This window comes from Escherichia sp. KS167_9B (assembly GCF_030295215.1).
Taxonomy (GTDB): Bacteria; Pseudomonadota; Gammaproteobacteria; order Enterobacterales; family Enterobacteriaceae; genus Escherichia; species Escherichia coli_F.
Genome location: NZ_AP025754.1, coordinates 2,319,684 through 2,344,764 on the forward strand (window position 1 = coordinate 2,319,684; position 25,081 = coordinate 2,344,764).

Sequence of the window (25,081 nt, forward strand, 5' to 3'; positions counted from 1 at the left end):
TCAGGAGAATTACGCCACTTCTGACGCCGCGCTATCTAACAGCGCCATCTCTTCACTGTTCAGCAGTTTTTCGATGTTCACCAGAATCAACATGCGGTCGCCCAGTGCGCCGAGTCCAGTGAGATATTCTGTTGAAAGCGTCACGGCAAATTCCGGTGCCGGGCGAATTTGCTCCGCCGTCAATGAAAGAACGTCCGAAACCCCGTCCACTACGATGCCGACTACCCGCTGCCCGAGATTCAGGACGATAACTACTGTGTTGTCGTTATAGTCCACATCCACCTGACTGAACTTAATTCGTAAGTCGACAATCGGCACAATAACACCGCGCAGATTAGTGACACCTTTGATAAACGCTGGCGTGTTCGCAATCCGTGTTACCTGATCATAGCCACGGATCTCCTGCACTTTCAGAATATCAATACCGTACTCTTCGTCACCAAGGGTAAATACCAGGAATTCCTGGCCTGACGGCTCGCTGGCCAGCTTTGTTACATTCGTCATACCGGTCATATTGTTACCTTTTTACTCATTCAGGCGGCGGTGTTCGCCATACGTTGTTCGCGGTTTATCGCCTGCAAGGCGGAGACATCAACAATCAGTGCCACGCTGCCGTCGCCAAGAATGGTCGCAGCAGAAATGCCGGGGACTTTGCGATAGTTACTTTCAAGGTTTTTAACCACAACCTGGTGTTGACCGATTAATTGATCCACCAGCAAGGCGTAGCGGCGACCGCCACTTTGCAGGATCACCACAATTCCCTGGGTGGCTTCGGTTTTCGCGCCCGCGACGTTGAACACTTTCCACAATTCAACGATGGGCAGATATTCACCACGCACTTCCAGCACCCGCTCGCCGCCTGCCAGTGGATGGAGATCAGCTTCACGGGGTTGCAGTGATTCCATGACCGCATTCAGCGGCAGAATGAAAACTTCATCCGCAACGCGTACGGACATGCCGTCGAGGATTGCCAGCGTCAGCGGCAGTAAAATGCGGATGGTAGTACCTGTGCCCTGCTTCGACTGGATTTCGACATGACCGCCCATCTCCTGGATATTACGTTTAACGACGTCCATGCCGACGCCGCGCCCGGAGACGTCGGTGACCTGCTCCGCCGTGGAGAAGCCAGGTGCAAATATCAGCATCGCGACTTCGTCGTCGCTCATGTTTTCGCTGACAGTCAAACCTTGCGAGGCCGCTTTTGCCAGAATTCGCTCACGGTTTAGCCCCGCCCCATCGTCGGTCACTTCAATGCAAATGTTGCCGCCCTGATGTTCGGCAGACAGAATTAAATTTCCGACACTGTTTTTACCTGCGGCGAGCCGTTTTTCTGGCAGTTCAATACCGTGATCGAGGCTATTGCGTACCAGGTGGGTCAGCGGATCGATAATGCGTTCTATCAGGCTCTTGTCGAGTTCGGTAGAACTCCCCACCAGCGTCAGTTCTACCTGCTTGCCGAGTTTTCCCGCCAGATCACGCACCAGCCGGGGATAGCGACTAAAGACATACTCCATCGGCATCATGCGAATCGACATCACTGATTCCTGCAAATCACGGGCGTTACGTTGTAACTGCCCCATGCTGGTAATCAAATCACCATGATTAACCGGGTCAAGTTCGCTGGAACGCTGGGCAAGCATAGACTGAGTGATGACCAGCTCTCCGACGAGGTTAATCAATTGATCAACCTTTTCTACCGCCACACGAATGCTGGTGGATTCACTGCTGCGTGTCGTTTTTTCCCGCTCCACGCGACCGGTTGGCGCTTGTTCGGCTGCCAGTTTAAGCACTGGTGGGGGGGATATTTTTGGCGAGACTTCTACTGTTTCAAAGGTAATCTGATCGGCTTCAATCACAAAACAAAGTACCGCTGTGATGTCATCTTCGGCGATGTCGCCCGGTAATATTGCCGAGAGAGAATCCGCCCCTTTCACCACGTCAGTTAACGTTGTCAGATGCCCCAGCTCTTCTTCCAGCAGGTCGACTTCCCCGGCCTTCAGGCGAGTAAGGATAATTCGTCGCGGCGACTGATTGCGGCTCTGCTCATCTTGCGGTTCACTTTTGGCAACCACACTTAATCGGGTCACTGCGGATGGCGTTTCGCCTTTCGCTTCTAATGCCAGTTGACGCAAGGCCTGGCAGATATAATCGAAGCTGGCGGCATCCGGCTCTTGCGACTGTTTATAAGCGTCGAGCTGTTCTTGCATGATGTCCTTCGTTTCCAAAAACAGATTGATAATGTCGGTGTTGAGTTGCATCTCACCTCGTCTGGCTTCATCGAGCAGGTTTTCCATCAGATGCGTGGTTTCCTGCAAAACGCTGAAGCCAAAAGTTCCTGCCCCTCCTTTGATCGAGTGGGCAGCCCGAAAGATGGCATTCAATTGTTCGGCATCTGGCGCTTCCGGCTGCAAAACCAGCAGATGCTGCTCCATATCAGCCAACAGTTCGTCCGCTTCATCAAAAAATGTCTGATAAAAATCGCTTATATCCATACTCACGCTGTCACCTCGGTTCGGCTGATGGCATTGTGGGAACACTGACCTGTGGTGCAACCTCAGGTTTTTCCAGGGCGCTTACTGGCTCATTCTGGCTTTCGGCGTTTTCATGCAAAATGGCCTGTTCGGCTTGTTTGTTCAGTACCAGCAGGCTGATGCGACGGTTGACAGCATCATCAGGACCGCGATCGCTTAAGCGCATCGTTGCCGCCATGCCGACGACACGTAACACTTTGCCGCCATCCAATCCGCCAACCATCAGTTCGCGGCGGGAAGCATTGGCTCGATCGGCAGAAAGCTCCCAGTTGCTATATCCTTTCTCACCACTGGCGTAAGGGAAATCATCGGTATGACCCGAAAGGCTAATACGGTTGGGAATACCATTCAGAACGGGCGCGATGGCGCGCAGAATGTCGCGCATATAGGGTTCGACGTCGGCACTGCCGGTTCTGAACATCGGGCGATTCTGGCTATCGATGATCTGAATACGTAGACCTTCCTGGACCAGATCGATTTTGAGATGTGGACGTAACGCCCGCAGTTTCGGATCGGATTCAATCAACTGGTCGAGATCGCCACGCAATTTCCGCAATCGACTTTGCTCCATGCGTTTTTTCAGCTCTTCGATGTTCGGCTGCTTATTCACTTCCCCCTGGCTTTGGGTGTAATCATCACCCCCACCGGGAATTGGGCTTTCACTATTAGAAATGCGATCGCCGCCCGTAACCGCAGTCGCCAGTGGAGTCCGGAAGTACTCCGCAATCTGAATCAGCTCTTTTGGGCTGGAGATGGAGATTAGCCACATCACCAGAAAAAAGGCCATCATCGCGGTCATAAAGTCGGCATAAGCAATCTTCCACGATCCATGTGCTGCCCCGTGGCTTTTGGCTTTGCGTCGTTTGACGACAATAATCGGATGCGCTTGATTCTTCATGCTTCCTCGGTTGTCGTCTGTTGTTGCGGATTTTTCACCGCACGCACATGCTCTTCCAGTTCAATAAACGACGGACGTTCGCTGGAATAGAGCGTTTTGCGACCAAACTCAACGGCGATAGGCGGTGCGTAACCGTTCAGATTAGAAAGCAGTGTGACTTTCACGCATTGCATCATTTTGCTGGTTTCGGCGCTTTTCTGACGTAAAACACTCGCTAATGGGGAAATAAATCCGTAAGCCAATAAAATACCGAGGAAAGTCCCCACCATCGCATGTGCGATAAGCGCCCCCAGCTCGGCGGCAGGACGATCGGCTGAACCTAACGCGTGAACGACCCCCATCACAGCCGCGACAATACCAAACGCCGGAAGTGAGTCCCCGACCAATGCCAGACTGTTCGCCGGGACTTCTGCTTCGCTTTCGTGCGTCTCAATCTCTTCATCCATCAGGGCTTCAATTTCGAAGGTATTCATGTGACCGCTGATAATCAGGCGCAGATAATCGACGATAAAATCAAGCATGACGCTATCCGCAAGGATGCGTGGGTAGCTGGCGAAGATTTCGCTCTCACGGGGATTTTCAATATCGCGTTCCAGCGAAAACATCCCCATCTGCCGCGATTTCGCCATCAACCGATAAAGCAGAGCCAGCAGATCCATATACATAGCTTTGGTGTATTTGGAGCGACGAAACAGCAACGGCAGCGCCTTCAGCGTGCCTTTAATCGCTTTGCCATTATTGCCGACGATAAACGACCCAATCCCTGCACCGGCAATAATCACCAGTTCAGCGGGTTGATAGAGTGCTCCAAGGCTTCCACCGGTCATCAAATAACCGCCGAAAACTGTACCGAGAACAACCAGGTAACCTAATAAGATAAGCACGACATCATCCTTCCACTGTTGACCATGACAGGATGTTCAGTCGTCAGACGTTAACGCGCGATTGGGGCAAAAAAAAGCAGCGGTACGTCGTTACCGCTGCTGGAATGTTTCGCCACACCGTATCAGTTAAACAGCCTGTACTCTCTGTTCATCCAGCAGTTGTGGGATAATATCGGCAGGATTCTGGGAAAGTTTACGTCTTTTTACTGCCCGGGATGGCGGCTGACATAAGCTGCAGGCAAAGCTGCCAACAGGCTGGTGAGCGTGGGTAATAAAATTGCCGCCGCAGCAGTTGCAGCTGGAAAGTTGCAGTAATCCACTTTCAACAAACCGCACCAATGTCCAGGCACGGGTTAATGCCAGTAGCGGTCCTTCTTCTGCTTGCGGACACTGTTCAAGGTATAAACGGTAGGCTTTGATCACCGCATCGACGCCATTACACAAGCCGGTTTTCAGTAAAAACTGCCATGCGTTACAGAACATCGAAGCATGAACGTTTTGTTCCCAGGTCATAAACCAGTCGGTTGAGAATGGCAGCATGCCTTTCGGCGGTGGGCTTCCGCGCAGTTCTTTATAGAGTTTTATCAGGCGTCCGCGACTTAACTGTGTTTCGCTTTCCAGCATCTGCAAACGAGCGCCCAGGGTGATCAATTCCATTGCCAGCTGAATATCCCGCGCTTCCTGAACAATGCTTTTTTCACTCATGATCACGCCCTTTTCTTGCGCAGCGCTTCTTCAGGCTGATTAACATCATTCAGCAAGCGTGTTGAGAGCATGATGCCGGTATGAATTTGCTGGAGATCGTCAACGCGGGAATCTTGCGTCAACTGAGTAATCGTCTGGTGGCTGTCAAAACGAAAGTGACAAACCAGTTGATTGGTTTCGGCCAGCTTAACCATTTGCGGAAGAGTCAGTGCCGCTAACGTTGTCGCCATTTCTTCATTTATGCCGAGACGAAACATTGCGGACGCTTTGTCCTGAACAATCAGACGCTGTGCAAGTAGTAAATATGACAAGTTGATGTCATAAATGTGTTTCAGCAACTCGGAGGTATGCATTATTCCCACCCAGAATAACCAACTTTATTTTTATGCGGTCTCACCGCACCCCGTGATGTCGCCGGGAAGCCCCGGTAAAAAATAATTAGCATTAGAATAGTTGCGATAAGCTGCAATAGGCAGAGCCCCCTTTTTTGGATTTAATAAGTCCTTACAAATAGAAGGGGTTCTTTACACTTATCTAAGATTTTTCCTAAATCGACGCAACTTTACTCGTCACTACACTCACATACAACGGAGGGGGGCTGCGATTTTCAATAATGTGTGATGCAGATCACACAAAACGCTCAATTACTTAACATAAATGTATAAGTCATACTTTTGTTTTGGGTGTATTTCAATCTGTTAAAAAGTTTTTCGCTACGATAGCAAGTAAAAATGAAACAGGAATAATCGAAATGGGATGTTGCGCACAGTTAAAATAACTCACCGTAAATAATCATCTGCTATAAATAATTGCTTTAAGGCAATACCCGATAAGCTATTTTTAAACAGACACTTACCGCACAACAAACTAATTAAATACAAAGAAAGGCAACAATCAACTTAATGTTAATAAAATGTTTTACATATATTAACCACTTGTTTAATATGGAGAATCAGTACATTATTTTCTTATAATTACAGTTGAAATCATATGATCACCGAGAGTGATTGATTAATTGTATTTACTAATAATCACACTAATATTTACCTGTTTGACTGAGTTGGGATTGCGTCGATTCTCCATTAGGAGTAAAGCTTTAATGTCACCTGAAGTTCACAGAATAAGGAACAGGTTATGAGCTATAGCAATATTCTTGTCGCCGTTGCGGTTACACCGGAAAGTCAGCAACTGCTAGCAAAAGCGGTATCTATCGCCAGGCCAGTAAAGGGACACATCAGTTTAATTACTCTCGCTTCCGACCCGGAAATGTACAATCAATTAGCCGCGCCGATGCTTGAAGATTTACGCAGCGTGATGCAGGAAGAAACGCAAAGCTTTCTTGATAAGTTAATTCAGGATGCGGGGTATCCCGTTGACGAGACGTTTATTGCCTACGGTGAGTTAAGCGAACATATTCTGGAGGTTTGTCGCAAACATCATTTCGATTTGGTGATTTGCGGTAATCACAATCACAGTTTCTTTTCGCGAGCATCCTGCTCGGCGAAAAGAGTGATTGCCTCAAGTGAGGTCGATGTGCTGTTAGTTCCACTTACGGGAGATTAACCGCACTTACGCAAGCTTAGGAAAGGTAGCAACTTTATCGCGCTGCTGGCTTTCCGCGCTTCGCGGAACTATCTGCTTTAGGTCGCTAATGAAGCACTCCTGCCAGTGGTTAATATCGTTTTTCACGATAACGTCCAGCATTTCTGCATGACGGGAAATACGTTCCGCCAGCGACATAGTCAATGCACGATCCAGCGCAGCTGCAACTTCGTCACGATCGTAGGGATTAACAATTAACGCCGACGTTAACTCGTTTGCCGCTCCCGCAAATTGCGAAAGAACAAGTACGCCCGGGTTGGCTGGGTCCTGAGCGGCAACATACTCTTTTGCCACCAGGTTCATCCCGTCACGCAGTGGCGTCACTAAGCCCACGTCAGAGTAGCGGAATATTTTCATCAGTAATTTACGGTCAAAATGCTGATTCAAATAATAAAGCGGCGTCCAGCCTAATTGCCCATATTTACCATTAATTCGTCCGGCTTCATTTTCGAGCTGATGACGAATATCCTGATAGGCTTGCACATCACCACGCGACGTTGGCGCGATCTGGGTATAACGAATTTTACCGTGATGTTGCGGATATTTTTCCAGTAACGCTTCATAGGCGAGAAAACGCTCCGGCAAACCTTTGGAATAATCCAGTCGTTCGACAGAAAAGATATTTTGTACGTTTTTCAGTTCCGCTTTGAGTTGCGCCAGTTTTGGCGGCAGTGGTCCGGCAGCCTGTTTCGCTATTTCTTTCGGCTCAATGCCGATCGGGTAAACTTCTGTTCGAAACGCTTTGCCGCAGGCCGTATGGCTTTTTGCGCTACGCGTCGTGACACGGGTCAGGTTAGAAAGGCAATCCAGGAACGCCAGACGATCGTTTTCTGTCTGGAAACCCAGCAAATCATAATCACAAAGCTGTTCAAGCAAGGTGTCATATGTCGGCAGCGCGTTGAAGATTTCCGGTGTCGGGAAAGGAATATGCAAAAAGAAACCAATGCGATTATTCACCCCACGTTTGCGTAATTCATGCGCAAAGGGCAACAGGTGATAATCGTGGATCCAGATAATGTCATCGTCTTGCAACAGCGGCAGTAATTTATCTGCCAGCAACGCATTTACGCGTAGATAGCCATCCCAGGCAGGACGCTGAAATTGCACCAGATCGAGCCGATAATGAAAAGCAGGCCAGAGAACGGCATTGGAGAATTGGTTGTAGTATTCGTCAAGATCCTGTTCGCTGAGGTTAAAAGAGGCCCACGTAATGTTACCCTTTTTCACCTTTTTTAGCGGCTGATCCTCATTTCCTGTTTCGCCACTCCAGCCAAACCACAGTCCACCTGCGGCTTTCAGTGCCCCCAGTATGCCGACAGCAAGGCCACCGGCACTGGCGGCGTGCTCGTCTGGTGGTGCAATCCGGTTAGATACTACGACTAAACGACTCATAGTCATCGCTCCTGTTATTTTCTCTTTTTTGTTGTAATGCGGTGGTTATCATTTCAAGCCAGCTCCAGACATCCGGCACGCCCGCCAGTCGCCATGATGCCTGAGTTGCGCCTGTGCCAATTTTTACTGACATTCCGCCCAGCCGGTTAACGACAGCGAAGCCAGATTCATCGGTTAAATCATCGCCCAGAAATACCGGCGTTCGCCCGATAAAGGGAGCTTCCTGCATAAAGGCAGCAATCGCCTCACCTTTACTGGTGCCTCGCGGCTTGATCTCGACAACACACTTTCCCTGCTGTAACGCCATTTGTGGCCAGATCTGAGTAATACGTTGCGCTAATGTCATTAATGCGTCTTCATGCTGCGGAGCCTGACGATAATGCAGCGCAAAGGCCATCCCTTTCGTCTCCAGCTCAGCACCGGGAAGCTGGGCGATAGCCGTATGCAGTTGCACGCTAATATCACGCGCAATCGCATCCGGCAGATGAACGATATGCGTTTTACCATTGATGTCACGGCGCTCCGCCCCATGCACGCCCGCTAACGGGAAGCGATAAGGTTTTGCCAAAGCGTCAAGCTCTACCATTGAGCGCCCTGATATCAATGCCAATGCACCATCACTTGCGGTTGCCAGTAGCTGAAGTCCTTGCAGAATATTGTCAGGCACGAGCACCTGATCGGGATGCGGTTTAATTTCCGCCAGCGTTCCATCGAGATCAAAAAACCAGGCATATTTCGCGGATAGTTCAGGGGTTTCGGTTAACGGTTCTGTCACCCGGTTCTCCTCCTTCTCTTTTCTTATTGTGTTGCGCAGAACGCGCTTTACAGACATGTAAGTATAGACAGTGTGACGGGGGTCGCCATTTGCAATGAAGAACAGCCAACCGTTGTGGCGGCTGGCTGTGGTGGGAAAAAACGCTAAATTGTTGCAGAAAAAAGCATCAAACAGTACGTTTCGCTTTTTGCTTGTAACGGTCGAAGATCACCGCTGCCAGCAGGATTAAGCCGCGAACCACGTACTGGGCGAAAGGAGAAATATTAAGCAGGTTCATGGCATTTTCCACGGTGCCTAAAATTAAGATACCCGCCACCACATATGAGATTTTTCCGATGCCACCTTTCAGAGAAACGCCACCTAAAACGCAGGCGGAGATAACAATCAGCTCATAACCAATCGACGTCATTGGCTGCCCACTGGTCATACGTGAAGCCAGAATAATTCCGGCTATCGCTGATACCAGACCAGAGAGAACAAAGATAATAATTTTGGTGCGAACAACCGGTACACCCGCCAGACGCGCAGCCTCTTCGTTCCCGCCAATCGCCAGGGTGTTACGCCCAAAGGTGGTTTTATTCAACAGCAAACCAAAGACAATCAGACACGCGACGGTAAGCCAGATTGGCGCAGGCAGACCGAACCAGTTGGCGTAACCAAGGGCAAAGAAGCTTTCATCTTCGATACCGACCGCTTTACCGTCTGAAATGATGTACGCCAGACCTCGAACAATCTGCATCGTTGCCAGTGTCGTGATCAGGGCATTTATTTTCAGTTTGGCGATAACAAAGCCATTGACCAGACCACAGAGAACGCCCAGCAACAAACCCGCTGCCACGCCAATCCACAGGCTTTCAGTCAGGTTGATAACCACCGCCGTGGTGACACCCGCACAGGCAATTACGGAGGCGACAGAAAGGTCAAAGTCACCGGAAGCAAGGCAGAACAACATGCCACACGCCACCATCCCCGACATAGAAATTGCCAGGCCCAACCCTTTCATATTAATGAAGGTGGCAAAATTTGGGACAAAAATGGCACAGGCGATAAAAAGCACCGCAAACACCACCAGCATGCCGTACTGATCCCAGATACGCCCAAAGCTGAAAGACGACTTAGGTGCGCCAGAACCCGATGTAGAAACAGAAGACATCATACTCTCCTTACTCAGGCAACTGCCTGGCTGACTTTAGGCATCGCAAGGCTTAATGCCTGACGCTCATCTGCCTGCTCGTGTAACAATTCACCGGCGATTTCGCCTTCGCGCATCACCACAATCCGGTCGGCAACTCCGAGGACTTCGGGTAAGTCGCTGGAGGCAAACAGCACCGCCACGCCCTGCGCTGCCAGCGCATAAATCACGTTGTAAATTTCATGCTTAGCACCAACATCAATGCCGCGCGTAGGTTCATCCAGCAAAATGACCTTCATCTCTTCCGATAACCAGCGGCCCAGAATGGCTTTTTGCTGATTTCCGCCTGAAAGATTCATGATCAGTTGCTCTGCGCCCGGCGTTTTGATGTTGAGCGAACGAATGTGGTGATCGGCATTGTTTTCTTCCCAACCGTTGTTGATTACACAACCGCCGAGCACATGTTTGCGTCTGGCACTGATGTTGATATTGTCGCGAACGGAGTGCACAGGAATAATGCCTTCCGCTTTGCGATCTTCCGGGCAGAGCATCATGCCTGCGGCAATAGCGTGGCTCGGTTTACGAATATCAATCGGCCGTTGGTCGATATAAACCTGACCGGCGGTGATTTGCGTACCGCCAAACATGCCTTTCATTAATTCGCTACGCCCTGCCCCGACCAGACCAAACAGACCGACAATTTCTCCACTGCGAACCGCCAGACTTATTGGCGTACGCACGCCTGGTGCTTTCACAGCATCAAGACGCAGCCGCTCCTCGCCATAACTACGCGGTTGCCAACCGTAGATATCGCCGATGTCGCGCCCGACCATCGCCTGCACCAGGGCGTCGTGGTCAACCTGCTGCATATCAGTAAAGGTTTTGACATAACGCCCATCTTTAAAGACGGTGATGGCATCGCTGAGGGCAAATATTTCTTCCATACGGTGAGAAACGTATAAGATCACCCGCCCCTCTTTTCGCAGTTCACGAATAACGCGGAAAAGATTGTCGATTTCACGGGCAGAGAGGGAGCTGGTTGGCTCATCAAAGGCGATAATTTTGGCGTTACGCGCCAGCGCTTTGGCAATTTCAACCATCTGCCACTGACCAATGGAGAGATATTTCAGCGGCGTGTCCGGGTCAATATCCATACCAAGATGTTTAAGTTGTAAACCCGCCTCATAATTCAGCAATGAGCGATTCACAATGCCGCCTTTATGCGGCAGCTGGCCGAGATAGATGTTTTCCGCGACGGTCATTTCCGGCACGAGATGCAGTTCCTGGTAAATAATCGCCACACCCGCGTTAAGTGCTGCGGTTGTGTCGGAAAAGGACATTTCCTGCCCATTAATCACTACAGAACCCGTGGTTGGCGCATAGTTGCCGCTGAGGATTTTTAAGAGAGTTGATTTTCCTGCGCCATTTTCACCCATCAACGCATGAACCTGACCGGCATAGCAGTCAAAACTAATATCCGTCAGCGCCTTAACGCCGGGAAACGTTTTACCGATGCCGCGAAATGAGAGATACGGGGTAGACTGTTGCATAACGTCTCCGAGAATCACTGGTCGTTCACACCCCCTCTGCATCATGCAGAGGGGAATTTTTTCGGCAGATTACTTACCGCCTAACCCTTTTTTCTCCAGTTCTTCTTTAAAATTGTCACGCGTGATCAACACCACGTCGGTAACTTCGGTGAATTTGGTCGGTTCGACACCTTTTGCGACCCAGTTGTAAAGCATTTCGCTGGACTTATAACCATGTACGTCCGGGCTTGGCAGCAGTGATCCGTAGAAGCCGGTTGCCTGTGCCTTAGACAGTTCGCTCACCGCATCCACACCGTTAATACCGATACCGATAATATCGGCCGCTTTAAAGCCCTGACCTTCCGTCGCGCGTACGCCGCCCAGCACGGTGCTGTCGTTCATACCGACGATCAGCCAATGTTTAACTTCCGGATGTTGAACCAGCATTGAGTTGGCAGCGTCAAATGCCCCCGGGATGTCGTTAGATTTGGTAGGTACCTGATAAATTTGTTTTTCCGGGAATCCTGCAGCTTTCAGCGCATCCATAGAACCCGTAGTACGGCGACGAGCCGTATCCAGTTCGTTGGAGGTAATCGCCATCACCGCGCTTTCTTTGACATCCCAGCCACGTTTCTGCATCTCTTTATACAGTTCCTGGCCCTGACGTTCGCCAATTTTGGTCGCTGCCATCATCACCAGCGGAACGGTATCCATTGGCTTGCCTTTGGCGTTAACAAACTGGTCATCCACGGCAATGACTTTCATATCGTAGCCACGCGCTTTCGCCACGATGGCAGAGCCGAGCTTAGGGTCCGGAGTACAAATAACGAAACCTTTCGCGCCACTGGCAGCCAGGCTGTCGATAGCGTTCAATGTTTTTTCGCCATCCGGCACGGCAATCTTAATAACCTCAAACCCTAAATCCTTCCCGGCTTTATCGGCAAACTTCCATTCGGTCTGGAACCACGGCTCTTCCGGTTGCTTCACCAGGAAACCGAGCTTCAGGTTCTCCGCCATAGCGGATTGTGACATAACGGCTGCCAGACCAATGGCTGCCAGGGCTTTAGTAAATTTGTGCATGGTTCTCTCCAGCTTTAGTGTCGTTTTGTGTAGGGCAAAAACGAATGACTTTCGTTAAATTAATCGGAAAACAAAGCATTACCTTTTAACTAAAAGATAAGTGACTGTGTTGACATAGTTTTAGCGAGAAATTAATTCTCCATAGGAGAGCAATATCACATCGCAGAATTACAGTGAGAACGTGCATAAATTTAGCGGGAAAAGACATAAGGGAAAGCCAATTTGTCAGACAAATTGTCGAATGCACAGCAGATTAATCCATAAGATTAGCCTGGAAATCCTTGTTGTCTTTGGTACCCATGCGGGATGTCTTCTTTTTAACCAGTCAATAGGCCGCATTACCTGGCGTTGAGTTTTTGAAATGGTGTAATAACCACAACTCAAAGATGTGGAAAATGCGCGTCATTCATTTCGCCATTAATTATCACTGTGCTCATTAATTAACAGAACACGTATACTGAGAGCCATATCTCAAAAATGAAAAAACGTTTTAAAAAATCATTTCTTCATCATGAATTCAAATCCCCCTATTAATATCAACAAGATACAAAAAGCATCATCATTAAAATTCATTGCAGTTACATTGATTTCATCAATGAAATGTAAAAATATATAAACTTGATGATTTAAGCATTTTCTTATACCCGTTCAGACGTTATTCTTATTTCAGATCATCGTCAGAATTGACTCCACGATCACATTTCGGACCGGCAGAAAGGAATTATTCTGCAAACAGTAATTATGGTGTTTTGATTTATCTTGCACCTCTCCACTTCTGGATATAAGGATATTAGGTATGGCAACCGCTGGAATGCTTCTCAAACTCAACTCTCAAATGAACCGCGAGTTTTACGCATCCAATCTCTACCTTCACCTGAGTAACTGGTGTTCTGAACAGAGTCTGAACGGCACCGCCACTTTCCTTCGCGCCCAGGCACAGAGTAACGTGACCCAAATGATGCGCATGTTTAACTTTATGAAGAGTGTCGGCGCTACTCCCATCGTTAAAGCCATTGATGTTCCCGGTGAAAAACTGAACTCACTGGAAGAACTTTTCCAAAAAACGATGGAAGAATACGAGCAACGTTCAAGCACGCTGGCACAGTTAGCCGATGAAGCTAAAGAACTGAATGATGATTCAACCGTCAATTTCCTGCGCGATCTGGAAAAAGAACAGCAGCATGATGGCCTGTTGCTGCAAACCATTCTTGATGAAGTGCGCAGTGCGAAACTTGCTGGTATGTGCCCTGTGCAGACCGACCAACATGTTCTGAATGTCGTGTCGCATCAGCTGCATTGATCATCATCGGCGCTAATGCATTGCGCCGATGAAGTTTTTGAGAAACCGCTGCCTCATCTTTTTGAAGCAGCGGTTTTTTAATGGGATTCGCCCTGTGGGGTAAACTTGAGTTCAATCAGCGCGATGGCTTTTTGGATTGCCCGCATGGTGACCGGGTCTGCGGCGGCGGGATGGTGAGTAAAGTCGATATTCTTCAGCTGGCTGGACATTTTTTCGCGAACTTCAACGGGCGCGATTACATCCAGAACGTCGAGAATTTGTTTGATAACCAACTGGCAAGCAACCACATCAGAAACCAGTTCCTGATCGGCATTCAGCGGCTGGGACATCGTAAACTCCTGATAGCATTTTGAAAGCCGTTATAGTAGCGGCTTCACATCTTCAGTGATAGTCACATCCACCGTCATCAGGACACAAAAAAACCTGCCGGAGCAGGTTTTTTGTTATCGGAACATATTGCCTGGCGGTACGTCTTTGAACGTCTTGCAATAGTTATTGAACATACTTTTCAGGATCTTGCGCAGTTTCATCGCGGCACTCCGACTATTTGTTATGCAGGTGTTATTGTCTTTGCACTTATAATATGACAACCATCACAAAAATCAATCTTTATGTGATACAAATCACATAAATACCCCTTTAATGTTATAAAAATGATAATCAAAAAGCAGCACCCCCATTTCTGACACATACAGATGGCGAGAAATAGCGCCTGCCAGGCGTCTTTTCCGGCCATTGTCGCAGCGCTGTAACGCGTAAAATACTGCTTTCTTTTACTCTTCTGGCTGGACCATGAGACTTCTGATTCTGACTCTTTCATTAATAACGCTGGCGGGGTGCACAGTTACTCGCCAGGCTCATGTGGGCGAAGTTGACGCGGCAACAGGTATTGTTCGGTTGGTTTATGATCAGGCTTTTTTGCAGCATGCCCGTACCGATCGTTATGTCAGTCGCGGGATCGCCGATCGCGCATGCCAGCAGGAAGGCTATACCCACGCTATCCCCTTTGGTCAGCCAGTAGGCAACTGTAGCCTCTTTGCGGGTTCCTTATGTTTGAATACGGAATTCACTTTGTCATATCAGTGCCATCATTCCGCCTTCCCTGTCTTTCTCTAAACGTTTTAATCAGCGAGGGGGATCTTCGCTGATTAAATAAATAGCGGTAATGCGTTTTATTCCCATTCGTATTTTTAATAAATGAAGTTTATATTTTACCTTTTGCAAATAATAAAATAACAAATTATAGTGACGCCACAGCAACAAATATAACCTTTGTGGAGCACTATCATGCTGAAACCAGAAATGATTGAAAAACTTAATGAGCAGATGAACCTGGAACTGTACTCTTCACTGCTTTATCAGCAAATGAGCGCCTGGTGCAGCTATCATACCTTCGAAGGTGCTGCCGCGTTCCTGCGCCGCCACGCCCAGGAAGAGATGACGCATATGCAGCGTCTGTTTGATTATCTGACTGATACCGGCAACTTACCGCGTATTAATACCGTTGAATCTCCGTTTGCTGAATATTCCTCACTTGATGAATTATTCCAGGAAACCTATAAACACGAACAATTAATCACGCAGAAAATTAACGAACTGGCTCATGCTGCAATGACCAATCAGGACTACCCAACATTTAATTTCCTGCAATGGTATGTTTCTGAGCAGCATGAAGAAGAGAAACTGTTCAAATCGATTATTGATAAATTAAGCCTGGCAGGCAAAAGCGGCGAAGGTTTGTATTTTATCGACAAAGAACTCTCTACCCTCGACACACAAAACTAATGCTCTCAGGCGGCAGGTTTACTGCCGCCGTTTCAAATCAGTGACGGCAAATCTTACTCTGATCGGTTGAAAAACCGTCTTCCGAAGGTATAAATTTGCCTTTTGCTGCCAGAAACGCTACCAGCTCTCCCGCTGTCATCCCTTCTGCCGAGCAGGTGTGAAAACGTGCCTGTTCACCAAAACGCGCTTTAATCGCTGCTTCCAGACTGGCATGCGTATATTGCTCGCCTGATTCAATCATCATATTTAACACTTCATGACCGTGAATAGAGTCCATCGTTCCTCCTCAAAAAAAGGCTAGCGTAGCGATTGCCGCTTACCAAGACTTTGCGCCAGCGCAGGACTGAACGCATTTTATTGTACATCTATATTTACACCATATGTAACGCCGGTTTGACGAATCCGCCGTTATGCCTTAACCTGCGCCGCAGATATCACTCATAAAGATCGTCAGGACAGAAGAAAGCGTGAAAAACAGAACTCTGGGAAGTGTTTTTATCGTGGCGGGAACCACAATTGGCGCAGGCATGCTGGCAATGCCGCTGGCTGCGGCAGGTGTTGGTTTTAGCGTCACGTTAATCTTGTTGATTGGGCTTTGGGCGTTGATGTGCTACACGGCGCTATTACTACTGGAGGTGTACCAGCATGTCCCGGCAGATACCGGTCTGGGCACGCTGGCAAAACGCTATCTGGGACGCTACGGTCAGTGGCTGACGGGCTTCAGTATGATGTTCTTAATGTATGCTCTGACTGCGGCATACATCAGCGGTGCTGGTGAATTGTTGGCTTCCAGCATCAGCGACTGGACAGGTATTTCAATGTCGGCAACCGCTGGCGTGCTGTTGTTCACTTTTGTTGCCGGTGGCGTGGTTTGTGTCGGAACTTCGCTGGTCGATTTATTTAACCGTTTTCTGTTCAGCGCCAAAATTATTTTTCTGGTGGTGATGCTGGTACTGCTACTTCCGCATATTCATAAGGTGAATCTTTTAACCCTGCCGTTGCAACAGGGGCTGGCACTGTCTGCAATCCCAGTGATTTTTACGTCGTTTGGTTTTCACGGTAGCGTGCCGAGCATTGTCAGTTATATGGATGGCAATATTCGTAAGCTACGCTGGGTGTTTATAACCGGTAGTGCGATCCCCCTGGTGGCATATATTTTCTGGCAGCTGGCGACGCTTGGCAGCATTGATTCAACCACCTTTATGGGATTGCTGGCTAATCATGCCGGATTAAACGGGCTGTTACAGGCATTACGCGAAATGGTGGCCTCTCCGCATGTTGAGCTGGCGGTGCATTTATTTGCTGATTTAGCCCTCGCCACGTCATTCCTCGGCGTTGCGTTAGGTTTATTTGATTATCTGGCAGATTTGTTTCAGCGTTCAAATACCGTTGGTGGACGATTGCAAACTGGTGCAATTACCTTTCTGCCGCCGTTAGCGTTTGCACTGTTTTATCCACGAGGATTTGTAATGGCGCTGGGTTACGCCGGTGTGGCGCTGGCGGTACTGGCATTGATTATCCCTTCGCTGTTGACCTGGCAAAGCAGAAAGCACAATCCTCAGGCGGGTTACCGGGTGAAAGGTGGTCGTCCGGCGCTGGTGGTGGTGTTTCTCTGTGGTATTGCTGTGATTGGCGTGCAATTTTTGATTGCGGCAGGCTTGTTACCAGAAGTGGGATGATTAGATCTTATTGGGTGCCAGAATTAACGCTGACACCCAATTTGACCTCTTAATGCAGGCAGCACTGCTTAAATTTCTTACCACTGCCGCACGGACAAGGATCGTTACGACCCGGTTTCTCTTCTGCTTTGATCGGTTGCTGAACAGCTTTTTCCTGCGGATGCGCCATCCAGTATGCATGTAAATCAAGCGCCGCCAGTCGAATGGCATCTACGCTCTCTTCAAACGCTTCTGGCGACATCTTCTCTACCCGCTCGAAGTTTTCCTCAGTACCGTGCAGCGCAATCGCCTCCAGCGCCGGTTTTAACGAATCGGGCAACGTTGACCAGTCAGAAAGTGCCACGCCCCGCATATAGCCAAAGCACCACTCTTCAACAATCGTCAGCTCACTGCCATCGACTTCTCGCAAGCCAAATAACGGCTCAAACTGCTCCGGGAATTCGTTCAGACGCTCTGCGGTATCAGCCATATGTTGAAAAGCCAGATTCATAAAGCGCGTCATCTCTTTCTCTGACGCCCAGCGTGGCACATAGTCAGCCCCACCCCATACGGCAACCAGCCACTGTGCCGGTTCAATCTCTTGCGGAGAACTCAACACCGCCGTCAATAAACCGTCCAGCTCCGCCACATCAAGAATGGCGTGGTCAGTGTTGTATTTGGTCAGAATATCGTCCAGCCATTCCAACTCACTTTCGTTTAACGGTCCCGTTTTCATACGCTTTTCCTTGTGGATCTCAACTCGCCAACACCTATCTTACATGTCGGTCCGTATCAGAGATACTTTTTGAGTGGCTTTGCCGGTGATTAAAAATTAAGGAGGGTGTAACGACAAGTTGCAGGCACAAAAAAACCACCCGAAGGTGGTTTCACGACATTGCTTATCGTATAGGAACTCATTCCACCACTTTGCGGAGATTGACTATCTACTACCTTTGCCGTAACTAGCAGAAAATAGATAGTCAAAGATAACTTTGAGCAAAGAAACGGCGCATAGACTGAAACTCATCGAGTGTTTCGGTGTAGCTCTCCACACGGCGCTTAAGGGGTACTGAATCTATTCACTCACCGCAATTACGCTCAGTGCGTGCCAATTGTTCGTGGGTAAGATTATTACTCATTACTTAATTTAGCCAGTCGGGTGCAAAGGTCTGATATTATTGTTAATGCTTTATTAGGCTCTTCACAGAAGTACACATAATTATCATTACTACACCCCCAATCTTCAGGATTGTAATCCTTTGAATCAGCAAGAACAATAAACCCACAGGATTCCATATTGCTCCGCAATTCATCTGAGAATAATGCTGTCTCATCATTACGGTAAAACAATATGTTATATTGATCGTCACTGTAGAATATTTCCACTTGAAACTGTTGCTCATCGAGGGAAAAACCACTTAAATTTATAAGTGATATATCTTCGCCACTACGTACACTATTGTAGTTACTTTGCTTGAAAGGGGCTATATTCAGTTCTTTATCTTTCAGTTCCAGCGCTAAGAACCTGGAGTAAAGTTCACTTTGATAGTGATTTCTCTGAGACTCATGTAATAGTACGATTTCGTGAGCGTTTTTAACAATAAACCCCTGATTACAAAAACTAAATAACTCTGGTTTCACAATCAACATAGTACGCCAGTTAAATGGCTGCTCGCTTACTGCCTTAATGCATATCTTCTCTAATCCAGCTTTTAAATCACACATGTCAAAAGCCGGATCATCCAGCACTGCCTTAACATATTGTTGCCGTGTCTTCCATGAAGTGTTTGATTCTTGCCGCAACAGACGCCGCCAGGAATGATCACGGTCAACATTATTTTTATTAGTACGTGAACTGAGAAGGTTAAATCTATCCGCAGTTGTCGGGGTAAGATAATCACCTTTTGAAAGTACAGCACGCTCCCATGCAAAACCTAATGCTTCAGAACTTTGTCCTATGGCACTGAATACTGCAGAACTACTATCCGCATAGTGTTTGAAACGTACAAAATAGTTTTCCTTCGCATCAATCCAGTCAACGTTTCCATGACAGTTAAAGTAGTCAACAATGCCGCTAAAATTTAATGCGAAACCTATTTGGCCCCTGAAGTACTCGTGGTTTTCAAGTTCAAGAATGGCTGTTTTCCACTCAGAAGATTTTATCAAAAGGTGAGCTTTCAGTTTTTCTTCAAATACCTGAACCGCAAGAAAACCTTTTATCGTTACATCGTGAATGAGCAAATTTAGCACAGTGTCATCTCTTTGGGACAATTCATTAATAGACAACAATGCTTTATGATAATCATCTACAGTATTAAAAATTGTATTCTCCGTAAGATTGAATACAACCCGCATCCAGGAAGCTAACTCTGGCCCCCTCTTGCCATTTGCCAAAGCCGCGTAAAAAGCATGAAACCTTAGCTTTTCAGAAAAATTTGAGCTATTGAGGATAATCTTTTTAAATACAGCCACCTCATCGTAATACCTATTATTTTCCATGTATTTAGCCACACCAGTACATGAATTGGTATGACCTCGCAATAGATCCAACCGTACAATCAAATCAATTATCAGTGGTTGTGACAAATATCCATATTGTTCATAATCGACAAAGGATAACGAGCTAATTTTACCGCCAGATCCGAACAGTTGCTTTTGCAAGCTATATCTACCGTCTGCATCTTGTAGTAACAGAAAATTGGCTATGCATATGGAAATAAAATTCATTAACTCATCATCAAAAGAATCATCTTTTGTCACAGCATTTCGGTAACACCAGAACAAGTCAGCCCAATCCGTATCTATCTTGTGAATGAAGTACTCATAGCCAGACGCAGGCGTATCTTTGAAGCTTAATCGATATTCCGGCCACTCTCCGGTAAATGACTTAATAGTTTTTTCCAGCCTTGCCTTAAAGTTTTCAAAGCCAGTCAGAGGCTTGCCTCGGGCATTCATTTTGATATACAGATCATCCGTGAGTTTAAATTCAGCAAGGTTCAGGAATCGAAATGTGATTACTGGATTGTCTTTGTCGATCAGTTTATCAAAGTAATCTGGATTTTCGGAAAAGTTAAGGTGAATCGCATCCAGCATCGTCAGCATTGAACTTATGGTAGGGTCGCTCACCCATGACAAATAGAACCACGCTCTGTCTTTAATCGTCTTACTCAGACACTCAGTACCAGACTCCAGCAATAAGGCACAGAAATCTATGTCATTAGCAACTAATGCATTGCAAAACTCTCTCGAACTACTGCGAGTTTCATAGGTAAAATGGGAATGCCCGTCAGTACTTAATACCCGTCGAAAGGATTCTTGCTGACCTGCAATTTGAGCAAGGTACCAGTGTAGTAAGAATAAGGTGGTCAATCGTTGCTGACCATCCAAGGGCGTGAAACGATGCCGTCCAGTATCATTTTTAGTCACGCTACCGTAAATAAAGTCCAAATCCTGAAAAGACTCCCCCTTCTTCAAATAGTCATGTAATGCTTGTAAAAAAGTATCTCTTATCTCTGAAACTTCTGTCCGACCTTGGGCATAATCCCGTTGGATTATAGGGATTTCTACCTGCATATATTTTTGTTCAAACAACTGGTAAAAACTGAGTCGTTCACCCGAACGCGAATCGATTTTTATATCATTCATTATTTTTTCCTTGTTCAGGCAAATAATCTTTCAACGCTTGAAATATTGCTTCCTGATAATATTTTGCATCCGATTCAGACCAATGAATCAGTTCAGTCACAGATTGACTATAATATTTTAAAAAGACATTCTTAGTACAAATGGGGATAAAAACTCCGCGCTTATCGTTGTCTATGATGCGGGCGCGTTTAATTGGAAACAGGGCATTTTTGTAACTGCGGTTGGTTGAAGAGTCTAGTAGTGCCAGATTGCCTAACTCATCTACCCAGGACACTTTATCCTGGCCAAAATAACTAACTACGTCATTATAAAGCTTGTCGAATTTGGCATCGATATGTTCCTGGCTCAGGAGTTCGGTGGCTAAGGCAGCAAATTCTTGTTCTCTTTTTAAAGAATCAACTTTAAACCGACTACCACTAAAGTAAACCTCAATGTCCGATAGCCACTCCCTACGGGCAGCCCCAACAGGGACAGAATCTGTCTGTGACCGAATATGCTCAATATCCCATTTTTCTTGCTTGTAGCGGTCAAAAGGAAAACGTGTGTCTGCTTCCCTCGTTGATAGCAAAGTGTGAATATTGAACAATAATAGCAATTTTTTAATAACAGGCTCATCATAGTAAAGCTCATCTAACTGGCACCTGACCTGGAGACGAATACGATCTTGCAAATATTTTTTGAATTCTGTTTTCGTTGAATTCTCCCGTTCTGACTCAGCTTTTAAATCCGCGACTTTCTCACCACAATCCACCAGAAAGCCTATAAAATGGTACAACTCTCTGTCCTGGAACCATTCATCAAAGCTCAGGAAATAACGCTTAACTCCTTGCCACAGCTGATCAATATTAGCCGAACCAGACTTGAAATCTTCATGGAACTTATGGAATGTGAAAAATGCCTCGTCACCAGCCTTTTTCCCTTTCATTAAATCGAAGATGTATTCAATTCGAGTTGGGTAGTGTTTGTTTGAATTACTGATGAAATACCAGAATGCAGGCTCCTGTAACCTCTTTTCAATAATATCCCATTCTGTAGCAATTTGTAACTGCTTCAATATTGCCTGGTCATTATGGAAATGACTGCGTTGCAAAAACAGAGCTTTAATCAACTCAGCATTAGTTAAAGGTATTTTACCAATATTGATACGGGAAAAAACATCAATTGCATAATCGTTGTTAAGGCATTCGTCACTTAAATCGTACCAAATAACCTTTACAGACCGTTCTTCAGATGACTTTGCCAGTAAAGTAGCGAGGAGTTTATTGTTATCATTATAATCTTTTTCGGAGAACCAATTTCTAATAGCCTTATATGCTTGGACCATATGAAAAAAGTCAATATTGCCAGAGTTGGATGCTTTATGAATCTCCTGTAAAAATTCTTCACACCCCGATCGGGTCTCATACTTCAACATATACACGTTTTTTTTGTAGGCATCCGCTAAAGGTCGCTTCAGGTGTTCTTGCTCCAAAAAGTGCAGGATAAGACGTAGCGTGGTTAGCCTTTGTTGCCCATCCACGACCTGCCAACAATCTTCTCCTCGAACCACAACCACCGGCTGGAGACAGTAAAATGCAGAGTCATTACCACCATGCGGCTGACTGAACTCCCAGATATCATCCAGAAGTTCTTTCACCTGGATAGCCCCCCAGCGATATCCCCGCTGATAAGCAGGGATGTAGAAATTTTCTCCCAAAAGTTCATGGATATTTCTGAGATAAAGTTTCTCAGTTGGATAAGTTATATTCATCGTTGTTGAACTTCCCGTGTTGTCGCTACCGAAGGATTTGATGCTAGCAAAGCACCAGCCGTACTTATACGCCTGACAACACGATTACTCATTTTTATTTCTTCAGCAACCAATCATGTTGGTTGGACGTGAAGTCGCTGGCTGGAATACGCTGAATGGTAAGAATTGGATATCACAAGTGCTGGGACTTATACCGGTTGTCACAATTGAGCTGATGGTTGAAGATGCTGTAGCGCGTTACAAGAAACATTTTTGGTAATAAGCAATGGAGACACAAACTTCAAATCACGTTGCCGCTTCACGCAGTAGCATTTCCAGTTGCCCTGTAATATGACTGGTTTCTGAATTGCTCATCCAGAAGCTACACATGGGCATCAGAAGCCCAGAGATGAGGTGATTGAACGCATTAAGCTACGTTGTACCGAGTGCCTCTGATTGTGGCATTACAGGTAATGCCCCCTTCCCCGAACAGTACCAGAAAGCGGACAAACCGGCGTGGGCCTCTATGTTGAAGTCGTGGTGAGAAAATGTATACAGGCAAGCTGGAGATTGCACTTCATTGAACGCCGTGAACACAGCCCTCAAATTTCAGCCACAATAAATATCCTCCGGCATAGCCGGAGGTTTTTCAAATGCGCCTGTAAGGCTCTGTTACCAGCCGCGCCCTAACAGGCGCATACGATCTGACATTTGCATTCAACTTCGTTACTTACGGCCCGTAAACGGGCTGCCCGGATATGGAATCGATAACTGCTCCCCCATTTTATCCTCTTCAAGCTGGTGCTTTATGTAGTCCTGTATCTTCGCCGTGTTCTTACCCACCGTATCGACATAGTACCCTCGGCACCAGAACTCCCTGTTTCTGTATTTGAATTTCAAATCCCCAAACTGCTCGTAAAGCATCAGACTGCTTTTCCCTTTCAGATATCCCATAAAGCCGGATACGCTCATTTTGGGTGGGATTTCCACAAGCATATGGATATGATCTGCGCAGCACTCTGCTTCCAGAATCCGTACGCTTTTCCACTCACACAGCTTTCTCAAAATACTGCCTATCGCCCTACGCTTCTCTCCGTAAAACGCCAGTCTTCGGTATTTCGGCGCAAAAACTATGTGATATTTACAGTTCCAGCGGGTGTGCGCTAAGCTCTTTTCGTCCCCCATTGGGACCCCCTTTTGATTTCTTGTTTGACACTTGCAGTTGCCAGACCGCAAGGTGTTTTAACAAATCAAAAGGGGTTTTAATAACTGGCTCAAAGCTGAAAGCTTTCCGGAACCCCCAGCCTAGCTGGGGGTTTTCTGTGCACAAAAAAACCACCCGAAGGTGGTTTCACGACACTGCTTATTGCTTTGATTTTATTCTTATCTTTCCCATGGTACCCGGAGCGGGACTTGAACCCGCACAGCGCGAACGCCGAGGGATTTTAAATCCCTTGTGTCTACCGATTCCACCATCCGGGCTCGGGAAGAAAGTGGAGGCGCGTTCCGGAGTCGAACCGGACTAGACGGATTTGCAATCCGCTACATAACCGCTTTGTTAACGCGCCAAATTCTTCAGGCCTTTCAGCCGGACATCCGCTTAAGCCGATGTCTTTTAAACTGGAGCGGGAAACGAGACTCGAACTCGCGACCCCGACCTTGGCAAGGTCGTGCTCTACCAACTGAGCTATTCCCGCATTCATCAAGCAATCAGTTAATCACTTGATTTTATTATCGTCTGGCAATCAGTGCCGCCGTTCGATGCGTTGCATTCTACTTACCTGGCGCGATGAGTCAACGATATTTTTCACCACTTTTGATCGTTTGCTGAAAATTGCGCCGAAACGATCACTGATCAAGCAAATCTGCACGCGCAGCGCTCAAATATTGCAACATTGACCACAGAGTCAGTACCGCAGCCACAAAGAAAAGTGCAATACCGGCGTACTCAACCCAAATGTTCGGACGCCACAGCAGCCAGGCCAGCGCTACCATCTGGGCAGTGGTTTTCACTTTCCCAATCCAGGAGACAGCCACGCTACTGCGTTTACCCAACTCTGCCATCCATTCGCGTAGCGCAGAAATAATAATTTCACGGGCGATCATCGTTGCCGCCGGTAATGTCACCCACCAGCTGTGATAATGCTCGGTTACCAGCACCATGGCGATAGCCACGAGAACTTTATCTGCTACAGGGTCAAGGAAAGCACCAAACCGGGTACTCTGGTTCCAGCGGCGTGCCAGAAAACCATCGAACCAGTCAGTCACCGCCGCGACGCAGAAAATGAGCGCGGCGGCAAACGGCGACCAGGTGACAGGTAGATAAAAGACCAATACAAAGAATGGGATAAGGATGACACGGAACAGTGTAAGCAACGTAGGAATATTAAATTGCATAATGACGGGTAACTATCTGTTGTCAGTAAGATTACCCCT

The 25,081-nt window shown here is 47.1% G+C and carries 24 protein-coding genes, 3 tRNA genes and 1 pseudogene; 6 read left to right on the forward strand and 22 right to left on the reverse strand.

Annotated features, from left to right (window positions below; genetic code table 11):
- Positions 1 to 9: 9 nt before the first annotated feature.
- From cheW to flhD, 6 genes are all read right to left on the reverse strand, one after another.
- Entirely contained in the window at positions 10 to 513 is a 504-nt protein-coding gene (gene cheW / locus QUE34_RS11675; RefSeq protein ID WP_000147302.1) for a chemotaxis protein CheW, read from the reverse strand.
- Positions 514 to 533: 20 nt separating this feature from the next.
- Entirely contained in the window at positions 534 to 2,498 is a 1,965-nt protein-coding gene (cheA, locus tag QUE34_RS11680) for a chemotaxis protein CheA (protein ID WP_077756975.1), read from the reverse strand.
- Between the two features lie 4 nt (positions 2,499 to 2,502).
- A complete protein-coding gene (gene motB, locus QUE34_RS11685; RefSeq protein WP_000795625.1) occupies positions 2,503 to 3,429 on the reverse strand; it encodes a flagellar motor protein MotB in 927 nt (308 codons plus the stop codon).
- Positions 3,426 to 4,313, reverse strand: a complete 888-nt coding sequence (gene motA, locus QUE34_RS11690; protein WP_000906336.1) for a flagellar motor stator protein MotA — start codon at positions 4,311 to 4,313, stop codon at positions 3,426 to 3,428. The genes motB and motA overlap by 4 nt, the downstream gene beginning before the upstream one ends.
- A gap of 126 nt (positions 4,314 to 4,439) precedes the next feature.
- On the reverse strand, positions 4,440 to 5,018 hold the full coding sequence (flhC, locus tag QUE34_RS11695) for a flagellar transcriptional regulator FlhC (protein WP_001291603.1): 579 nt from the start codon (positions 5,016 to 5,018) through the stop codon (positions 4,440 to 4,442).
- A 2-nt stretch (positions 5,019 to 5,020) separates the two neighbouring features.
- Complete coding sequence (gene flhD / locus QUE34_RS11700) at positions 5,021 to 5,371, reverse strand: flagellar transcriptional regulator FlhD (RefSeq protein WP_001295647.1); 351 nt, start codon at positions 5,369 to 5,371, stop codon at positions 5,021 to 5,023.
- Between the two features lie 781 nt (positions 5,372 to 6,152).
- On the opposite strand from flhD, the gene uspC reads away from it, so the two are divergent.
- Positions 6,153 to 6,581, forward strand: a complete 429-nt coding sequence (gene uspC / locus QUE34_RS11705; RefSeq protein ID WP_000122421.1) for a universal stress protein UspC — start codon at positions 6,153 to 6,155, stop codon at positions 6,579 to 6,581.
- Between the two features lie 6 nt (positions 6,582 to 6,587).
- Here uspC and otsA read toward each other — a convergent pair whose 3' ends face one another.
- The 5 genes from otsA to araF form a co-directional block, all read right to left on the reverse strand.
- Positions 6,588 to 8,012 carry an alpha,alpha-trehalose-phosphate synthase gene (otsA, locus tag QUE34_RS11710; protein ID WP_001559270.1) on the reverse strand — a complete coding sequence of 475 codons (1,425 nt, stop codon included), beginning with the start codon at positions 8,010 to 8,012 and terminating at the stop codon, positions 6,588 to 6,590.
- Positions 7,987 to 8,787 carry a trehalose-phosphatase gene (gene otsB / locus QUE34_RS11715; RefSeq protein WP_032303233.1) on the reverse strand — a complete coding sequence of 267 codons (801 nt, stop codon included), beginning with the start codon at positions 8,785 to 8,787 and terminating at the stop codon, positions 7,987 to 7,989. The genes otsA and otsB overlap by 26 nt, the downstream gene beginning before the upstream one ends.
- Positions 8,788 to 8,953: 166 nt before the next feature.
- Positions 8,954 to 9,940, reverse strand: coding sequence for an arabinose ABC transporter permease AraH (gene araH / locus QUE34_RS11720; protein ID WP_001306740.1), 987 nt, complete (start codon positions 9,938 to 9,940; stop codon positions 8,954 to 8,956).
- Positions 9,941 to 9,954: 14 nt separating this feature from the next.
- Positions 9,955 to 11,469, reverse strand: coding sequence for an arabinose ABC transporter ATP-binding protein AraG (araG, locus tag QUE34_RS11725; protein WP_001187824.1), 1,515 nt, complete (start codon positions 11,467 to 11,469; stop codon positions 9,955 to 9,957).
- A 69-nt stretch (positions 11,470 to 11,538) separates the two neighbouring features.
- The gene (gene araF / locus QUE34_RS11730) at positions 11,539 to 12,528 is read right to left on the reverse strand and encodes an arabinose ABC transporter substrate-binding protein AraF (protein ID WP_000548680.1); all 990 of its coding nucleotides are present in this window, start codon (positions 12,526 to 12,528) and stop codon (positions 11,539 to 11,541) included.
- Between the two features lie 796 nt (positions 12,529 to 13,324).
- Here araF and QUE34_RS11735 point away from each other — a divergent pair.
- Positions 13,325 to 13,828, forward strand: coding sequence for a non-heme ferritin-like protein (locus QUE34_RS11735; RefSeq protein WP_000179469.1), 504 nt, complete (start codon positions 13,325 to 13,327; stop codon positions 13,826 to 13,828).
- Between the two features lie 77 nt (positions 13,829 to 13,905).
- On the opposite strand, the gene yecJ is transcribed toward QUE34_RS11735, so the two are convergent.
- The gene (gene yecJ / locus QUE34_RS11740; protein ID WP_000082120.1) at positions 13,906 to 14,157 is read right to left on the reverse strand and encodes a DUF2766 family protein YecJ; all 252 of its coding nucleotides are present in this window, start codon (positions 14,155 to 14,157) and stop codon (positions 13,906 to 13,908) included.
- A gap of 114 nt (positions 14,158 to 14,271) precedes the next feature.
- Positions 14,272 to 14,358 carry a stress response protein AzuC gene (gene azuC, locus QUE34_RS11745; protein ID WP_010723106.1) on the reverse strand — a complete coding sequence of 29 codons (87 nt, stop codon included), beginning with the start codon at positions 14,356 to 14,358 and terminating at the stop codon, positions 14,272 to 14,274.
- A 262-nt stretch (positions 14,359 to 14,620) separates the two neighbouring features.
- On the opposite strand from azuC, the gene QUE34_RS11750 reads away from it, so the two are divergent.
- Both QUE34_RS11750 and ftnA read left to right on the forward strand, forming a co-directional pair.
- Complete coding sequence (locus QUE34_RS11750) at positions 14,621 to 14,944, forward strand: YecR-like family lipoprotein (RefSeq protein ID WP_001237859.1); 324 nt, start codon at positions 14,621 to 14,623, stop codon at positions 14,942 to 14,944.
- Between the two features lie 171 nt (positions 14,945 to 15,115).
- A complete protein-coding gene (gene ftnA / locus QUE34_RS11755) occupies positions 15,116 to 15,613 on the forward strand; it encodes a non-heme ferritin (protein WP_000917208.1) in 498 nt (165 codons plus the stop codon).
- Between the two features lie 37 nt (positions 15,614 to 15,650).
- On the opposite strand, the gene QUE34_RS11760 is transcribed toward ftnA, so the two are convergent.
- Positions 15,651 to 15,890: a YecH family metal-binding protein gene (locus tag QUE34_RS11760; protein WP_000377223.1), complete on the reverse strand. Its 240-nt coding sequence runs from the start codon at positions 15,888 to 15,890 to the stop codon at positions 15,651 to 15,653.
- A 190-nt stretch (positions 15,891 to 16,080) separates the two neighbouring features.
- Here QUE34_RS11760 and tyrP point away from each other — a divergent pair, with 190 nt between their 5' ends.
- The gene (gene tyrP, locus QUE34_RS11765; RefSeq protein ID WP_000797564.1) at positions 16,081 to 17,292 is read left to right on the forward strand and encodes a tyrosine transporter TyrP; all 1,212 of its coding nucleotides are present in this window, start codon (positions 16,081 to 16,083) and stop codon (positions 17,290 to 17,292) included.
- Between the two features lie 49 nt (positions 17,293 to 17,341).
- Here tyrP and yecA read toward each other — a convergent pair whose 3' ends face one another.
- The 3 genes from yecA to QUE34_RS11780 form a co-directional block, all read right to left on the reverse strand.
- Complete coding sequence (gene yecA / locus QUE34_RS11770) at positions 17,342 to 18,007, reverse strand: UPF0149 family protein YecA (RefSeq protein WP_000847882.1); 666 nt, start codon at positions 18,005 to 18,007, stop codon at positions 17,342 to 17,344.
- 395 nt (positions 18,008 to 18,402) lie between these two features.
- Complete coding sequence (locus QUE34_RS11775; protein ID WP_032303237.1) at positions 18,403 to 20,916, reverse strand: DUF262 domain-containing protein; 2,514 nt, start codon at positions 20,914 to 20,916, stop codon at positions 18,403 to 18,405.
- Entirely contained in the window at positions 20,909 to 22,666 is a 1,758-nt protein-coding gene (locus tag QUE34_RS11780) for a DUF262 domain-containing protein (protein ID WP_032303238.1), read from the reverse strand. The genes QUE34_RS11775 and QUE34_RS11780 overlap by 8 nt, the downstream gene beginning before the upstream one ends.
- Positions 22,667 to 22,751: 85 nt before the next feature.
- Between QUE34_RS11780 and QUE34_RS11785 the strand changes: the two are divergent.
- Positions 22,752 to 22,972: pseudogene (locus QUE34_RS11785) on the forward strand (hypothetical protein); the annotation flags it as partial.
- Positions 22,973 to 23,371: 399 nt separating this feature from the next.
- Here the strand turns inward: QUE34_RS11785 and tnpA are convergent.
- The 5 genes from tnpA to pgsA all read right to left on the reverse strand — a co-directional run bounded on the left by tnpA (position 23,372) and on the right by pgsA (position 25,042).
- The gene (gene tnpA, locus QUE34_RS11790) at positions 23,372 to 23,830 is read right to left on the reverse strand and encodes an IS200/IS605 family transposase (RefSeq protein WP_000502112.1); all 459 of its coding nucleotides are present in this window, start codon (positions 23,828 to 23,830) and stop codon (positions 23,372 to 23,374) included.
- A gap of 210 nt (positions 23,831 to 24,040) precedes the next feature.
- Positions 24,041 to 24,127: transfer RNA gene (locus QUE34_RS11795), tRNA-Leu, on the reverse strand.
- Positions 24,128 to 24,139: 12 nt separating this feature from the next.
- Positions 24,140 to 24,213, reverse strand: a tRNA-Cys gene (locus QUE34_RS11800).
- 53 nt (positions 24,214 to 24,266) lie between these two features.
- Positions 24,267 to 24,342, reverse strand: a tRNA-Gly gene (locus QUE34_RS11805).
- Between the two features lie 151 nt (positions 24,343 to 24,493).
- Positions 24,494 to 25,042, reverse strand: a complete 549-nt coding sequence (gene pgsA, locus QUE34_RS11810; protein ID WP_001160187.1) for a CDP-diacylglycerol--glycerol-3-phosphate 3-phosphatidyltransferase — start codon at positions 25,040 to 25,042, stop codon at positions 24,494 to 24,496.
- Between the last annotated feature and the right edge of the window lie 39 nt (positions 25,043 to 25,081).

Bases quoted from the DNA above. Each gene is read 5' to 3' on its own strand.
- cheW (WP_000147302.1), bottom strand. From the start codon at position 513: ATGACCGGTATGACGAATGTAACAAAGCTGGCCAGCGAGCCGTCAGGC.
- motB (WP_000795625.1), bottom strand. From the start codon at position 3,429: ATGAAGAATCAAGCGCATCCGATTATTGTCGTCAAACGACGCAAAGCC.
- flhC (WP_001291603.1), bottom strand. From the start codon at position 5,018: ATGAGTGAAAAAAGCATTGTTCAGGAAGCGCGGGATATTCAGCTGGCA.
- flhD (WP_001295647.1), bottom strand. From the start codon at position 5,371: ATGCATACCTCCGAGTTGCTGAAACACATTTATGACATCAACTTGTCA.
- uspC (WP_000122421.1), top strand. From the start codon at position 6,153: ATGAGCTATAGCAATATTCTTGTCGCCGTTGCGGTTACACCGGAAAGT.
- otsA (WP_001559270.1), bottom strand. From the start codon at position 8,012: ATGAGTCGTTTAGTCGTAGTATCTAACCGGATTGCACCACCAGACGAG.
- araH (WP_001306740.1), bottom strand. From the start codon at position 9,940: ATGTCTTCTGTTTCTACATCGGGTTCTGGCGCACCTAAGTCGTCTTTC.
- araG (WP_001187824.1), bottom strand. From the start codon at position 11,469: ATGCAACAGTCTACCCCGTATCTCTCATTTCGCGGCATCGGTAAAACG.
- araF (WP_000548680.1), bottom strand. From the start codon at position 12,528: ATGCACAAATTTACTAAAGCCCTGGCAGCCATTGGTCTGGCAGCCGTT.
- QUE34_RS11735 (WP_000179469.1), top strand. From the start codon at position 13,325: ATGGCAACCGCTGGAATGCTTCTCAAACTCAACTCTCAAATGAACCGC.
- yecJ (WP_000082120.1), bottom strand. From the start codon at position 14,157: ATGTCCCAGCCGCTGAATGCCGATCAGGAACTGGTTTCTGATGTGGTT.
- azuC (WP_010723106.1), bottom strand. From the start codon at position 14,358: ATGAAACTGCGCAAGATCCTGAAAAGTATGTTCAATAACTATTGCAAG.
- QUE34_RS11750 (WP_001237859.1), top strand. From the start codon at position 14,621: ATGAGACTTCTGATTCTGACTCTTTCATTAATAACGCTGGCGGGGTGC.
- ftnA (WP_000917208.1), top strand. From the start codon at position 15,116: ATGCTGAAACCAGAAATGATTGAAAAACTTAATGAGCAGATGAACCTG.
- QUE34_RS11760 (WP_000377223.1), bottom strand. From the start codon at position 15,890: ATGGACTCTATTCACGGTCATGAAGTGTTAAATATGATGATTGAATCA.
- yecA (WP_000847882.1), bottom strand. From the start codon at position 18,007: ATGAAAACGGGACCGTTAAACGAAAGTGAGTTGGAATGGCTGGACGAT.
- QUE34_RS11775 (WP_032303237.1), bottom strand. From the start codon at position 20,916: ATGAATGATATAAAAATCGATTCGCGTTCGGGTGAACGACTCAGTTTT.
- QUE34_RS11780 (WP_032303238.1), bottom strand. From the start codon at position 22,666: ATGAATATAACTTATCCAACTGAGAAACTTTATCTCAGAAATATCCAT.
- tnpA (WP_000502112.1), bottom strand. From the start codon at position 23,830: ATGGGGGACGAAAAGAGCTTAGCGCACACCCGCTGGAACTGTAAATAT.
- pgsA (WP_001160187.1), bottom strand. From the start codon at position 25,042: ATGCAATTTAATATTCCTACGTTGCTTACACTGTTCCGTGTCATCCTT.